Source organism: Polyangium sp. 15x6, assembly GCF_029960785.1.
Lineage (GTDB): Bacteria > Myxococcota_A > Polyangia > Polyangiales > Polyangiaceae > Polyangium.
In genome coordinates, this window is the sequence record NZ_JASBQE010000004.1 from 269365 (window position 1) to 281761 (window position 12397).

General features: G+C 68.0%; 16 protein-coding genes. 9 read left to right on the forward strand and 7 right to left on the reverse strand.

Features of this window, described 5'->3' with window-relative positions; all coding sequences use genetic code 11:
• Window positions 1-10 precede the first annotated feature (10 nt).
• The 3 genes from QHF83_RS05435 to QHF83_RS05445 all read left to right on the forward strand — a co-directional run bounded on the left by QHF83_RS05435 (window position 11) and on the right by QHF83_RS05445 (window position 1994).
• Window positions 11-532: a hypothetical protein gene (locus QHF83_RS05435; protein ID WP_282416691.1), complete on the forward strand. Its 522-nt coding sequence runs from the start codon at window positions 11-13 to the stop codon at window positions 530-532.
• A 19-nt stretch (window positions 533-551) separates the two neighbouring features.
• Window positions 552-1409 (forward strand): DUF6544 family protein, encoded by an 858-nt coding sequence (locus QHF83_RS05440; RefSeq protein WP_282416692.1) that lies wholly within the window; start codon window positions 552-554, stop codon window positions 1407-1409.
• A 183-nt stretch (window positions 1410-1592) separates the two neighbouring features.
• Window positions 1593-1994, forward strand: a complete 402-nt coding sequence (locus QHF83_RS05445; RefSeq protein ID WP_282416693.1) for a hypothetical protein — start codon at window positions 1593-1595, stop codon at window positions 1992-1994.
• 95 nt (window positions 1995-2089) lie between these two features.
• On the opposite strand, the gene QHF83_RS05450 is transcribed toward QHF83_RS05445, so the two are convergent.
• From QHF83_RS05450 to QHF83_RS05465, 4 genes are read right to left on the reverse strand one after another with little or no spacing between them, the layout of a single operon-like run.
• Window positions 2090-3661 (reverse strand): FMN-binding glutamate synthase family protein, encoded by a 1572-nt coding sequence (locus tag QHF83_RS05450; protein ID WP_282416694.1) that lies wholly within the window; start codon window positions 3659-3661, stop codon window positions 2090-2092.
• Between the two features lie 30 nt (window positions 3662-3691).
• Window positions 3692-4300 (reverse strand): hypothetical protein, encoded by a 609-nt coding sequence (locus QHF83_RS05455; RefSeq protein ID WP_282416695.1) that lies wholly within the window; start codon window positions 4298-4300, stop codon window positions 3692-3694.
• Window positions 4297-4869, reverse strand: coding sequence for a hypothetical protein (locus QHF83_RS05460; RefSeq protein WP_282416696.1), 573 nt, complete (start codon window positions 4867-4869; stop codon window positions 4297-4299). Before QHF83_RS05460 ends, QHF83_RS05455 begins: the two co-directional genes overlap by 4 nt.
• Window positions 4863-5441 (reverse strand): hypothetical protein, encoded by a 579-nt coding sequence (locus QHF83_RS05465; RefSeq protein WP_282416697.1) that lies wholly within the window; start codon window positions 5439-5441, stop codon window positions 4863-4865. The genes QHF83_RS05460 and QHF83_RS05465 overlap by 7 nt, the downstream gene beginning before the upstream one ends.
• Before the next feature lie 69 nt (window positions 5442-5510).
• Between QHF83_RS05465 and QHF83_RS05470 the strand changes: the two genes are divergently transcribed.
• Both QHF83_RS05470 and QHF83_RS05475 read left to right on the forward strand, forming a co-directional pair.
• Window positions 5511-5906 carry a hypothetical protein gene (locus tag QHF83_RS05470; RefSeq protein ID WP_282416698.1) on the forward strand — a complete coding sequence of 132 codons (396 nt, stop codon included), beginning with the start codon at window positions 5511-5513 and terminating at the stop codon, window positions 5904-5906.
• Entirely contained in the window at window positions 5893-6726 is an 834-nt protein-coding gene (locus QHF83_RS05475) for a sterol desaturase family protein (protein WP_282416699.1), read from the forward strand. Before QHF83_RS05470 ends, QHF83_RS05475 begins: the two co-directional genes overlap by 14 nt.
• On the opposite strand, the gene QHF83_RS05480 is transcribed toward QHF83_RS05475, so the two are convergent.
• Complete coding sequence (locus tag QHF83_RS05480; RefSeq protein ID WP_282416700.1) at window positions 6677-7528, reverse strand: thioesterase family protein; 852 nt, start codon at window positions 7526-7528, stop codon at window positions 6677-6679. The genes QHF83_RS05475 and QHF83_RS05480 overlap by 50 nt on opposite strands.
• Window positions 7529-7536: 8 nt before the next feature.
• A complete protein-coding gene (locus QHF83_RS05485) occupies window positions 7537-8322 on the reverse strand; it encodes an ABC-2 family transporter protein (protein WP_282416701.1) in 786 nt (261 codons plus the stop codon).
• A gap of 61 nt (window positions 8323-8383) precedes the next feature.
• On the opposite strand from QHF83_RS05485, the gene QHF83_RS05490 reads away from it, so the two are divergent.
• From QHF83_RS05490 to QHF83_RS05500, 3 genes are all read left to right on the forward strand, one after another.
• Window positions 8384-9178 (forward strand): DUF6585 family protein, encoded by a 795-nt coding sequence (locus QHF83_RS05490; protein ID WP_282416702.1) that lies wholly within the window; start codon window positions 8384-8386, stop codon window positions 9176-9178.
• 123 nt (window positions 9179-9301) lie between these two features.
• A complete protein-coding gene (locus tag QHF83_RS05495; protein ID WP_282416703.1) occupies window positions 9302-9493 on the forward strand; it encodes a hypothetical protein in 192 nt (63 codons plus the stop codon).
• A 252-nt stretch (window positions 9494-9745) separates the two neighbouring features.
• On the forward strand, window positions 9746-10462 hold the full coding sequence (locus QHF83_RS05500) for a hypothetical protein (RefSeq protein ID WP_282416704.1): 717 nt from the start codon (window positions 9746-9748) through the stop codon (window positions 10460-10462).
• A gap of 40 nt (window positions 10463-10502) precedes the next feature.
• Here QHF83_RS05500 and QHF83_RS05505 read toward each other — a convergent pair whose 3' ends face one another.
• On the reverse strand, window positions 10503-11510 hold the full coding sequence (locus QHF83_RS05505; protein WP_282416705.1) for a VCBS repeat-containing protein: 1008 nt from the start codon (window positions 11508-11510) through the stop codon (window positions 10503-10505).
• 495 nt (window positions 11511-12005) lie between these two features.
• Here QHF83_RS05505 and QHF83_RS05510 point away from each other — a divergent pair.
• Window positions 12006-12397: hypothetical protein (locus QHF83_RS05510; protein ID WP_282416706.1), on the forward strand; the 392-nt coding region annotated here is incomplete at its 3' end.

A 12397-nucleotide genomic window follows, 5' to 3' on the forward strand; every position in this document is an offset into this window, starting at 1 on the left:
CCGACGCACTGTGTCTTCACGCAGAGCGTTCGTCTCGAGCATAGGGCTTCTGGGGGTCGTCCTTGCAGGGCTCATCGCGTGTGAGCGTCCCAAACCTCCGCCGCCCGATGTGGATGGCGGACATGGCGGCGAGGGGGGTTGTCCCGTACGACCCCCGGAGCCGCTCTTCGTCCTCGACATCCGCGCGGAGGACGAACCCCTCCCGCCGGATCTTCGCATCGTCGTCGAGTGGAGCGCCGGGGACGAACCGCCGTTCGTCCTGTCCGACGCGACCACGTGGAAGACGCTCGACGACGGCGCCAATTTCGTTTGCAACATCGATCGAAGCAAGCCTCCGCCCACGGACCTCGCCTCGCTCGCGTGTGAGCTCTGGACGAGCGGCCCGGTGAACGTCGTCGTCACGGCCGACGGTTTCGAGCCGCACGCCGAGACGCTGCAGCCTGCGATGAGCGAGCTCTGCGGCACGCCGACGCCGATGGAGGTGGCCATCCTGCTCTCGCGTGCGAAGATGGACGCCGGCGCGACGCCCTGAAAGGAAGGCGAAGGAGCGGATGGCTTCTCGTGGCGGCGGCAGGTTGATCCCCCGCATCGTCTACGGGGTCACGGGCACGTTGTTCGGAGGCGCGGTCATCCTCGCCGGCCGGCGGCTGTATGGCGACCGCGTGATCCAGCGGCGGTGGCGCGCGCTCCTGCCTCGGCCCACCGAGGGCCGCTTCGATCCTCGCGAGCTCGACGACCTCCCCGAGCCCGTGGCCCGTTACTTCCGGCATGCGCTCGCCGAGGGAGCGCCCCTCGATCCGGCCGTGCGCCTCGCGATTCATGGCGAGATGCGCCTCTCGCCGACGGACGCGTGGCGACCGATGGAGGCCGAGGCGCTCCTCGCGCCGCCGCGTGGGTTCGTCTGGAAGGCCACGGTCGGCGCCGGGCGTGGCCGCTTCGTGGGGTACGACTGGCTCGAAGGCGAGGACGCGGGCACTGAGTTTTATGCGATCGGCGCGGTCCCCGTGGCGCATGCGCGGGGCCTCGACGTGCGCCGTTCGGCGGCGGGCCGACTCGCGCTCGAATCGATCCTCTCGCCGGCGGCGCTGCTCCCTTCGCGTGGCGTGCGCTGGGAGGTCGAGGGCCCCGACGCGATCCGCGCCACGCTTCGCATCGCGGGCGAGCCGCACACCGTGGCGATCGCGATCGACGACGCGGGCCGGGTGCGCTCGGCGAGCCTTTTGCGCTGGTCGAACCAGACCAAGGACAAGCGCTTCACGTGGATCCCGTTCGGGGTCGACGTCGACGAGGAGTCCAGCGAGGGCGGCCTCACCATTCCTTCGCGTGTCCGCGTGGCGTACTGGCACGGCACGGAGCAGCGGTTCGAGTTTTATCGTGCCGAACAGCGGATCGTCCCCCTGGGTGGATGAATATTTCCCCACCCGGTCCGTTCTTGATCCATCCCCGTATGTTGCGTCTCCTGACGTCCCGGCCCGTAACGGCGAAAAATCGCGAGGATACGGTAATTTCTCGCGACCGTTGCGGATGTGCGGCGGGCGTTGACGTCTGGCACGGGACGTGCTGAAACAGAATCACGTAGGAGGACGGTCGTCATGAAGAAAGCCCTTTCGCTCGCTGCTGTTGCTATCCTTGCTTTTGCTGGTGCCGCATTCGCGGGCGACAAGTACGACGTCAAGGTTTCGCCTGCGGCTGGCAAGTCCGGCGGCAAGGCGACGGCGGTCGTGACCGTCAAGGCGAAGGGCGCGTATCACGTCAACCTCGAGTACCCGCACAAGCTCGTTCTCAAGGCGCCGGACGGCGTGACGGTCGAGAAGGCGAAGCTCGTCGCCGCCGACGCGAAGGTCTCGAAGGAAGAGCTGAGCTTCACCGTGGTCGCGACGGCCGCCGCGCCGGGGAAGAAGACCATCGAGGCCGAGCTCAAGGGCGCGGTCTGCACGGACACGACGTGCGAGCCGTTCACCGAGACTGTCTCGATCCCCGTCGACGCGAAGTGAGGTTTCCGCGGCGCTCTCCGGAGCACGCGTGAAATGAAAAAGCGCCGCCCCCCTCGGGCGGCGCTTTCGTTTTCGAAGCTTGGAAGAAACGCGGCTCAGGCCGGCGCGATGACGAGCCCCTCGCCGCTCGGGAGCGCGGGCGCCGGTTTGCCGGCCATGATCACGCGAATCGCCTCCATGTCCGCGGCCGAGGGACGGCCCCAGCCGGGCTGATACTCGAAGACCGCGGACGCCTGGCGCGCGTGCAGCCGATCGTCGAGGATCTCCAGCTCGTCGAGCGTCACCAGCGCTGGATGCGGCACGCCGCAGGCCCGCGCGAGCTGGAGCAGCTCCTTGCGCAGGGCGGTCACGTAATTCGCGAATCGGGCCGACTTGTCCGTCGGGTCGAGCCCGCGCACGAGCCAGCGGTTTTGCGTGGCGACGCCCGTGGGGCAATGGCCCGTGTGGCACTCCTGCGCCTGGATGCAGCCAATCGAGAGCATGGCCTCGCGCGCGACGTTCACCATGTCGCAGCCGAGCGCGAACGCGAGCAGCGAGGCGTGCGGGAAGCCGAGCTTGCCCGAGCCGATGAAGACCACGTCCTCGGCGATCCCGGCCTCGGCGAAGATGCGATAGATGCGGCTCATCCCGATCTTGAAGGGCAGCGCCACGTGGTCGCTGAAGACGAGCGGAGCTGCGCCCGTGCCGCCCTCGCCGCCGTCGATGGTGATGAAATCGACGCCGCGATCACCGCGCGCCATGAGCTTCGCGAGCTCGTGCCAGAATTTCTCCTGACCGACGGCCGATTTGATCCCCACGGGCAGGCCCGACGCCTCGGCGAGCTTCTCCGCGAAATCGAGCAGCTCGTCGGCCGAGGAGAACGCCGTGTGCGCGGCGGGGCTGATGCAGGTTTCTCCGACCGGAATGCCGCGGATCTTCGCGATCTCGGGCGTCACCTTCGCGCCGGGCAGGACGCCGCCGAGGCCGGGCTTGGCGCCCTGGCTCAGCTTGATCTCGAGCGCGCGGATCGGCGCCGACGCGACCGACTCCAGGAATCGCTCCATGCTGAAGCGCCCTTTCTCGTCGCGGCAACCGAAATACCCCGTGCCGATTTGCCAGACGAGATCCCCGCCGTGCCGGTGGTGCGGCGATACGCCGCCCTCGCCGGTGTTCTGCATGCAGCCCGCGATCTTCGCGCCGCGGTTGATCGCCTCCACGGCCGCGCCCGAGAGCGAGCCGTAGCTCATCGCCGACGTGTTGATCACCGAATTCGCGCGGAATGACTTCTTCCGGTTCCGCTTGCCGCCGAGCACCTTCGCGCAGGGCACGCGGTAGCCCGGGTCGTAGCCGGGCTCGCCCGCGTGCAACTCCGGCAGCGGGAAAGCCGCGTGCTTGACGATGAGGTAGTTCGGGCTCTGTTCGAGGTCGTTGTCCGTACCGAACCCGAAGTAGTTGTTCTCTTTTTTGGCCGACGAGTAAATCCAGCGGCGCTGGTCGCGGCTGAAGGGGCGCTCCTCGTCGTTGTTCGTGACGATGTATTGCCGGAGCTCCGGCCCCACCGCTTCGAGCAGGTAGCGGAAATGCCCGATGATCGGGAAATTACGCAGGATCGCGTGTTTCGTTTGCGTCACGTCGTAGATCGCGACGGCGAGGACGAGGACGGCGAGGACGGCCAGGATGATCCACACGGGCGGGCTACCTCCGGGGCTCGGGCCAGGCTAACGCTTCTCGGGAGACGGTGTCGACGCCTTCCGCGCGAGCTCGCCCTCGATCTTCACGAGCGCCTCGTCGATCCAGCGCTCCACCGTGCGCGGGAAAGGCCACATCCAGCCATAATCCGGCCCCGTGAAGCGCCGCACGATCTCCGCCCGCAGCGCGGGGGCGCGCGCCGCGGCGAGGCCCTCGATCTCGGCGACCGCGCGCAGCGTCTCCTCGTAGGCCTCCCACTCGAGGCGCGCGCGGAACCAGGACAGGCCCATCGGCAAGGGCAGGATGCCGTAGAAGAGGACCATGAGGATCCAGCCGTATCGCTCGAATTGCGCGACGTGCACGGCCTCGTGGCGGAGGATTTCGAGCGAGCGCGTGGGCACCCAGTCGTCGAAATCGTCGGGCACGTAGATCGTGTGGCCGAGCGTGGTCACGTAATGGGTGAGGTACTTGTTCTGGCCGCCGAACGTCACGGCCCAGAGCGCCGCGCCGGCGGCCCGCTGGTGCCAGTATTCGGATTTTTTGACGACCTGGATCGGGCGGGGCCTTCCGGCGAATCGTTCGAGCAGGCGCGCGAGCTCCTCGCGGGCCCTTCGGTCTGCGATGTGCGCCGGCTTCACGCGCCTCCTTTCGGCAGCTTCACGTCGAGCTTGCCGAGGCGCGCGAGCAGCGGGCCCCGCTCGTCCATGGCCGTGCCGAGCAGCGCCCGCGCGGCCTCCTCGTCGAGCGCCGGGACGGGTTTCGCCGCGAAGCGCGATTCTTCCGCCGCCGGGATCTTGAAAATCAGGTGATAGACGCCGCTATTGGAAACCGCGAGCATGCTGGGTTTGTCCTCGACGCCCAGCAAGCGAAGGATCGCCGCGGCCAGAAATCCCCCGGCCGCGCGGGCGAACGCGCCGCCGCGGTAGGAGAGCGAGATGTGGTGCTCGTGGCCGTCCTTTTCGTCTGCCTTCGCGACCGTGTACGCGACTGCGATGTCGGCGGACGTGATGAACGCATTGCCCTCGGCGAACGGATCCGCGGGCGGCCCTTTCCCCGCGCCCGCGAGCGCGGCCTCCTTGGCGCGGCCGAGCCCGCGCGAGATCTCCATCAGGTGATCCGGGGAGAACAGCCGATCGTAGCGCGGCCGCTTCTGCGCGAGCCGGTAGATCAGGAACACCACGAGCCCGATGAGCAGCCATTTCAGCATCGGGGCTTGCGCCTCCGCGCCCATGCGCCGAGACAAACGATTGCGCCCGCGGCGAGCGGGAGCGCCGGGGACTCGCCCGTCGTGTCGAGATCAACCGAGCACATGCCGCCGCGGCGGCGGCCCGGGGCGCTCACGCCGGAGGTCGTCTTCGCCATGCACGTGCCCACGATTTCCTGCGTCGAGCCCGGGGTGAGGCAGCCTTTGTCCTCGTTCACGTGGCTCACGGCCTCGCGAAAGCTGCGCCCCGATCCCGGCGTGCGGATGACGCCCGGCGCGACGCACGCCCGCACCTCGACGCACTCCTGTCCCGGCGCGCAGGGGTTTCGGTCGCGGGCGTTGCACACCTCCATCAAGCAGCAAGGCCGGCCGCCGGCGCAGACGCCGCCTTCCGACCCGATGACGGGGCAGTGGTCGGGCGCGCAGCCCGTCCCGGCGTGCCCCGTGATGCCATGCGTTTCGGGGGGACAGGAGGTCGGCGCGGGCGGGACGGCGTCCGCGAGCGCCCGCGAGGGCAGGGCGAGCGCCGCGACGAGCGCGAGGAGGGCCGCCGATCGCACCTTCGTTCGTTCCATCGCGAGGCATCGTGCGGGTCCTCGACGGATTCGTCAACGCGCGCGGGGGCCTCGTACGTCGAAGGCTCCATGGCTGCACCTCCGCGCTCCTCGCTCCTCCTTCGCGTGGCCACGCTGATGCTCTCCGTGGGCGTCCTCGGCGTCCTCGTGACGCAGGCCTCGCTCTCGACCGGTTGTTCTCGCAGCGAGCCTCCCGCGCCCTCGGCCGTCCCCGAACCGCGCGCCGCCGTCCCGCCGCCCGCTCCGTCCGCTACACCGGGGCCCATGCCCGGAAGCCCCACCGCCGCGCCCGCTTCCACTGGCTCGCTCGACGTGGGCGACGAGATGTTCGGCACGACGAAATCGGGGCGGATGTTCCGGCCGAGCTCCCAGGGCTCCGCGGCCCCGAAGGGCGAGTCGGGCATTCTTCAAAACGCGCCGCCCTCGAACAACGCAGCTCCCTCGAAGGCCCATGCTCCGCAGTGAACTCCTGCAAGCGCTCGACGCGCTCTGGGCCGCGCTCGCGAGCCTCGCCGTGCTCACGGTGATGTTCGTCCCGCTGGAACGGGTTTTTCCGGCCAGACACCAGCGGATCCTCCGGCCTGCCCTCGGGCTCGACCTCTGCTTCTTCTTCGGGCAATACCTCGTCTGGAATGCCCTCGCGATTTTCATTGCGCGCACGGCCTCGGCCTGGATCGGCGGCCACCTGCCGGAAGGACCCCGCGCGTTTTTCGCGGCGCAACCCTTCTTCGTCCAGGCCATCCTCGTGGTCCTGCTCGGCGATCTCTGCGTCTACTGGTACCACCGTGCTTGCCACGGCTTCGATTTCCTCTGGCGCTTCCACGCCGTGCATCACACGAGCGAGCACCTCGACTGGGTCGCGGCGCATCGCGAGCACCCGGTCGACGGCGTCCTCACGCAACTCGCGACGAACTTGCCGGCGCTCTTGCTCGGCTTCTCGCCGCGGGCGCTCGCGGGGTTCATCGTCTTCCGGGGCGCGTGGGCCATCTTCATCCATTCCAACGTGCGCCTGCCCCTCGGCCCGCTGAAATGGCTTCTCGGCGCGCCCGAGCTCCACCACTTCCACCACGCTCGCCTCGAACGCACATCGCACAACTTCGCGAACGTCGCGCCTCTGCTCGACGTGATCTTCGGGACGCACCATTGCCCCAAAGAGGACGAGACGTACGACCTCGGCGTCCCGTTCGCCGCGCCGAAGAGTTATCTCGGGCTCCTGCTCGCGCCGTTCTTGCCGGCTAGCGAGTCGGCTTCCGCAGAAACATCGTCTGCGTCGCGTACGCCGTGAGCTTTCCGTCGGCGCCCCACACCTCCGCCTCCGCCGTCGCATATCCGGCCCGCGCTCTCCGCGCCCACACGCTCACGAGTTGCCATTCGCTCGCCGTGGGGTCGAGGAAATGCACCGTGAGGTCCAGGCTCGGCGCGTGGAAATGGGGGCCCTCCGGGCCGAGCTTCTGGCGCAGGGCCGGCGGCATGAGGTCCGCGATCGGCGGGATCGCGAACGGATCGAGCGTGCCGTCCGCGAGGCGCTGCGGGATCTTGTAACGCATCCACCGCCCATAACGAGCAGCGCCCGCGGGCCAGTCCGGCTTCCACCAGACGTGCCCGAGCGCGAGGCGCGAGTCGAAATTGTCGAGGAACGGGTAATGGTTCCGGCCAAGGGCCGAGCGGCGCGGCTCCACGATGAGCGGCGCGTCTTCCGGATCCGGCACGCGCGGCATCGCCGTGTCGATGAGCTCGAATCCCGGCCGCTCGCGCGCGAACGTCGCGCTCACCTCGAGGTCCGTGCCCGGGGACGCCTGCGCGCGGAGCGAGGCGCGCGCCTGCACGGCCGCATTGCCGCGCCGGAGGATCTCGACGCGGACGTCGAGCGGACCGGCCGGGACGGGATTGCAAAAGAGCGTCGTCGCCGAGACCGGGCGAAAGGTCCCATCGGCGATCGTGTGTTCGATCGCGCGGAGCGCCACGGTCATGAGCACGCCGCCCGAGGGCAGGTTCCAGCTCCAGGCGTCGGGCAGATTCGTCGTGTAATGGCCGGGCGAATCGGGGACGGGCGTGACGGCGGTGTCGAGGGCGAGATCGGAGGGCATCGGTGGGTTCAGCTCGAAGCGGAGGTATAATGGCCGATCGCGCGTGTCCAGACGAACCGCGCGGCCACGGCGAGCAAAGCCGCGCCGCAGATCGAGGCCACGGCGGTCTGCGTGGCGAGCGCGCCGAGCAGCGCTTCGGCCGGATACGTCGTCATGATGCCGAGCGGGATGACGAACGTGAAGATGATCTTCCAGACCCCCTTGAACACGGACACGGGCCAGCGAGCGAAATCGAAGAGGGAATCGAAGAGATAAGCGAGGTTGTCGACGCGAACGACCCAGAAGGCCGCGGCGATGACGAGGATCCAGATCGAATAAAGGACCACGGTGGCCGCGGCGAGCATGGCGAGGGCGGTGAGGATGCCGCCCGCGGTCGGGACGCGGCCGAGGCGCACGAAAGCGAAGGTGACGAGCGAGAGCCCGGCGATCGCGTCGAACATGCGGAAGACTTCGAACTTCGTGGTCGACACGAGGAACTGCGCGTCGGCGGGCTTGAGCAGCACGAAATCGAGCGTGCCTTCGCGGATCTGCTGCACGACCGACAGGAGCGAGGGGTTCACCGCGCCGTCGAGCACGCCCCGGAGCAGCGTGAAAAAGCCGACGACCACGAGCGCGTTTTCGTACGTCCAGCCTCCGACGGGCGGCCGGTCGTGGAACGCCACGTGGAACGGCACCAGGCCCGCGGCCGTCCAGAGCAGGGCGAGGGCCCCGCTGACCACGAAATCCCAGCGATATTGCATCGCGAGGGTCACGGACTTGCGAAGCTGGAGGCCGAGCAGGGAGAGATACCGCATCTCGCGTTCGCGCGGAGGGTAGCACGCCGCACGCGGAACGAGGGTATACTCGCGCCCGACCGTGCCCCCGCGCCTCGAAGCCCGCAGCAGCGACACGAGTACCCACGCGATCAGCCCCTACCGCGCGGCTCCGCTCAGGCTCGGCCCGCCTCTCGCGACGTATCGCCCGAGCAAGCTGCGCCGCGCGTCGTCGTTGTTCGTCGGCGTGACCACGGGCCTGGCCGCGCTCGCGTGTCTCCTCGGGGCGCTCTCGGGCGGCTCGGATTGGGGCGCCACGGTGGCCAGGCTCCTCTACACGGGCATGTTCGGCACCGTCGCGGCCGTGTCGCTGCGTGGCTTCTTGCGCGACATGCGGGCGCACGTGACGGTGCACGACGAGGGGCTCGTTGTAACCAAGTATACGGGGAAACATACGTTCTTCTGGGAGGACGTGACCGGGATCTGGGCGCGATTCTACGAGCCCGTACGTTCGCCCGAGTTCATCGTGCGCCTCGGATCGCGCGACGGCCTGGTGATCCGGCTCCCGGCGGAGATCGAGAACGCGCGGGACCTGGCCACGCGGGTGCAAAACGAGACGGCCGTGCGGGTGCTCGCCGATACGCAGGCTGCGCTCGACGCGGGAGAACGGCTCTGGTTTGGCCCGCTCAGGGTCGACGCGTCCGGCATTCATTACGGGAATCGCAACTCGCGGGAGTACGACGTCGACGCCATGCAGCTCTCGTTTCGCTGGCTCGAAGTGCGGCTCACCTCGGGCAAGCGGATCTTGCTCCCGACCGAGGACGTGCAGAACGTGGGCACCCTGCTCGCCGTGGCGGCGCGGTTCGGCGTCGGCCGATTGGCGGGAGGCCCGGCCTAGCAGGATGCCGATGAACTTGCTGCGCGCCCTCGATCGTCGGTCGTCGTCCTCGGAATACGCTTGTATTTAGACGTCGCAAGGCTGGCCCGTGCGGGACGGACCCTGCTCCTCGCCACGCACACGATGCAGGGGTACACGGAGCGCGGCCCGGCGCTGCTCGTGGATGAGCGGCGCCACGCGCGCAAGGTGCCGGTCTGGGGACAAACGAAGGGGGAGACGCCGGGGGACACCAAACACATGACCCTGCGCGCGGTGGTGATCGAGGGCCGGATCGTGGGCGTGTGGGAGTACGAGCCAAGATCGTCACGAAGGTGATCGCGCCGCTCGCCGCAGGCGTTTTTCCCGCCAGGCGCCTCCGCTACGGTGTTCCCTTCCGGCACGTGCGCCGGCTCCCGACGGGGCCTGAAGGAGGCAAGAGCAGTGGAGGGGGCCGCGTGATGCCGTGGTCGCATCGCTCAAAAGCGGTTTGCTCGCCGTGCTCCTTTCTTTGACAATCGGTTTGTGATATGTGTTGCGGGCCGCGATGACGTCGGGGGACCGTCTGGCGCGGCTCTACAAGGGGGTTACATGAAGCTTCGCGCTCACCTTGCGTCGGTGGCGATTCTCGTTCTTGGCACGGGCGCAGCGTATGCATGGATCGATAGGCTCGAGGCGTATCCGTTCGAGTTCGATCCCGCGAACACGTTCCTCGTCCAGGCGGAATGGCTCGCCGGTATTGGTTGCCCCACGGGCGCACGTATTTCGCACGACGGCAGCACCACGACGGAGTCGTTCTCCGATCCGGCCTGTGCGACGGGGGACCCGAGAGATCGTCGCAATGAGGGGCTCCTGCTCGTCAAGACGGGACCGACCGCCAATTTCGCGGCCGCGGTCGTGGAGATCAAGGGCGCGAGAGGCGAGATCGTGACGGAGGTCGGCTACGACATCTGGAAGCCGGATTCGCTGGGCGAGCCGGCCGGATCCCACTGTAGCAATGGGGCGCCGCGGTTCGACATCACCCCTTTCGGGGGCGGCGCGGCCACGTCCATCGGCTGCAGCTCGCCGCCGCCGGTCGTCGAGGCTTCTGGCGATGGCTGGCTCAGGCTCAGGTGGATGATCCCCGCGATAAAAGTCGAGAGTCTCTCGATTGTCTTCGACGAGGGGCAAGACACCGGTCCCGACAACTTCGGCCTCGCCGTTCTGGACAACATCGACGTGAATGACACGCTGGTCGGCGCAGGCCCCGTCTCGGGTACGGGGCTTCCTCCGGGCGATGTCGAGCCCATCTGGAAGGAGGTGTGGTAGGCGCCTGCAAGTCGTGCTCGGTCATTTCAATGCCAGGCCGTCACGGCGCATTCGGCCCCTGGATCACGGGCCCAGCCATGGCGACGCTCGTCCCGCGCATCACCCACGCGGTCATGCGAGGCGGGTTTTGGGCCTGCCATACCAAATCCATCACTCCGTCGCCATTCAAGTCCCCGGCCGTCGCGACGCTCCAATCATCGTCTTCCGGCCCCGCGACGAGCGGTCCCTGCCCGAGAAGCGACGTCCCGCCCATCAGCCAAACCGTGAACAGGCTTGGCGGGTCCGTGGTCCAGACAAGATCGGCCATACCATCGAAATTGATGTCGCCCGCGGTCGTGACCAAGGTCCAATCGATGCCGAGTGGCCCCGAGACCGAAGGCCCCCGCGCGAGGAGCGCCGTGCCGTTCATCAGCCAAATCGCCATCCGATCGTTCGTCGCATCGCCCCAGACGATGTCACTCATGCCGTCACCATTGAAATCCGCTGTCGTGGACACGCTCCATTCGTCTCCGATCGGGCCGTACAGCGCCGGTCCCCGCGCGAGCACGGTCGCGCCGTTCATGAGCCACACGGAAAACAGGTTCGTCTTCGCCTGGTGGAAGACCACGTCGGACCAGCCGTCGAGGTTGAAGTCGGACACGCTCGGCACGAGCGTCCAGTCGTCCCCGATGGGCCCCGGAATTTCGGGGCCGACGGTGAGCACCGACGCTCCGTTCATGAGCCATACGGCGAAACGATTTCTCTTCGCATTGCTCCAGAGCACGTCCGCCATGCCATCTCGATTGAAATCCCCTGCGGTCGGCACCGACCAGCCATCGCCCGGTGGTCCGGCGATGACCGGCCCGGGCGCTCGCGGACCCGTCCCCTCCATCAACCAGATGGAGAAGAGGTTGTCGCGCGTGTCGTTCCAAAGCACGTCCGCCATCCCGTCGAAATCGAAGTCCGCGGCCTGGACGATCTTCCACCCGTCATCGCCGCCGTCCTGGGTCACCTCGCCGAACGCCATCATCGCGCCCAGGACTATCATCGATGCCGCCGACGATTTCATGACTCCTCCTTCACGAGCGCTCGTCTCCGCGCCGTCTCCTGCGGAAGGAAGCCGATGGAAGCGGCGAAACGAGTGCGCCGCGCACGCGTGAGATGCGCCTTCGCGCTCGCTGCATAGTGCAATTCCGATCATTACGCCAAGGCTCCCGTTACGGGGTGACGAGCCTTAGGTGTCGCATGTGGAACGCTTGTCCTCGCGTTTTACGGAGCGCATACGATGTCAGCATTCAACCTAATGCGAAATTCGATTCCAGTGGTGATGGCATTCCACGCTTTCGGATGTGCAGGCGACCCATCGGCGGCCCCGGATGACGATGCGGAGGTCGCCGAGGCCGTAGGCGAGGTTTGCCGCGGTCGGATCCTCATCGAGGACGTCACCTTCCTTCCGGATACGGTTCATTGGGAGGATCCCGCGCACCTGATCAGCGCGTCGGAAGGAGTGGGGCCCCGAACACTCTCCCTGTCCTTCGCGTCGAGCGTCGCGGCGGAGGTATCGGTGACGACCACCAGGACGCCGGCGGACTCGGAGATCTCCAAGGCGGTCGGGTTCAACGTGAGCCAGGAGTTCACGCTCGAGGCGAACTCTACCATCCTCGTCCCGGCGTTCGGGTATGCTCGGCTGGAGGCGTATCCCCTCTATCAGCCGATTGTGTGGAACATCGTGTGCGGACGCCACGGACTTACCTTCGGCTCCGGCATCGTGTACAAGCCGATCGGGGTGTATTTCGCGACGTCGAGCGTCGAGTGCGTCCCCGGCGGCCCCGTCTGTTCGCTCGACGCGGGGGCCGGCGGGGCCGGCGGCGCGGGCGGAAACGGCGGGGCCGGCGGCGCGGGCGGAAACGGCGGGGCCGGCGGCGCGGGCGGAAACGGCGGGGCCGGCGGCGCGGG

Bases quoted from the DNA above. Each gene is read 5' to 3' on its own strand.
- QHF83_RS05440 (WP_282416692.1), top strand. From the start codon at position 552: ATGGCTTCTCGTGGCGGCGGCAGGTTGATCCCCCGCATCGTCTACGGG.
- QHF83_RS05445 (WP_282416693.1), top strand. From the start codon at position 1,593: ATGAAGAAAGCCCTTTCGCTCGCTGCTGTTGCTATCCTTGCTTTTGCT.
- QHF83_RS05460 (WP_282416696.1), bottom strand. From the start codon at position 4,869: ATGCTGAAATGGCTGCTCATCGGGCTCGTGGTGTTCCTGATCTACCGG.
- QHF83_RS05465 (WP_282416697.1), bottom strand. From the start codon at position 5,441: ATGGAACGAACGAAGGTGCGATCGGCGGCCCTCCTCGCGCTCGTCGCG.
- QHF83_RS05470 (WP_282416698.1), top strand. From the start codon at position 5,511: ATGGCTGCACCTCCGCGCTCCTCGCTCCTCCTTCGCGTGGCCACGCTG.
- QHF83_RS05475 (WP_282416699.1), top strand. From the start codon at position 5,893: ATGCTCCGCAGTGAACTCCTGCAAGCGCTCGACGCGCTCTGGGCCGCG.
- QHF83_RS05480 (WP_282416700.1), bottom strand. From the start codon at position 7,528: ATGCCCTCCGATCTCGCCCTCGACACCGCCGTCACGCCCGTCCCCGAT.
- QHF83_RS05485 (WP_282416701.1), bottom strand. From the start codon at position 8,322: ATGCGGTATCTCTCCCTGCTCGGCCTCCAGCTTCGCAAGTCCGTGACC.
- QHF83_RS05495 (WP_282416703.1), top strand. From the start codon at position 9,302: ATGCAGGGGTACACGGAGCGCGGCCCGGCGCTGCTCGTGGATGAGCGG.
- QHF83_RS05500 (WP_282416704.1), top strand. From the start codon at position 9,746: ATGAAGCTTCGCGCTCACCTTGCGTCGGTGGCGATTCTCGTTCTTGGC.
- QHF83_RS05505 (WP_282416705.1), bottom strand. From the start codon at position 11,510: ATGAAATCGTCGGCGGCATCGATGATAGTCCTGGGCGCGATGATGGCG.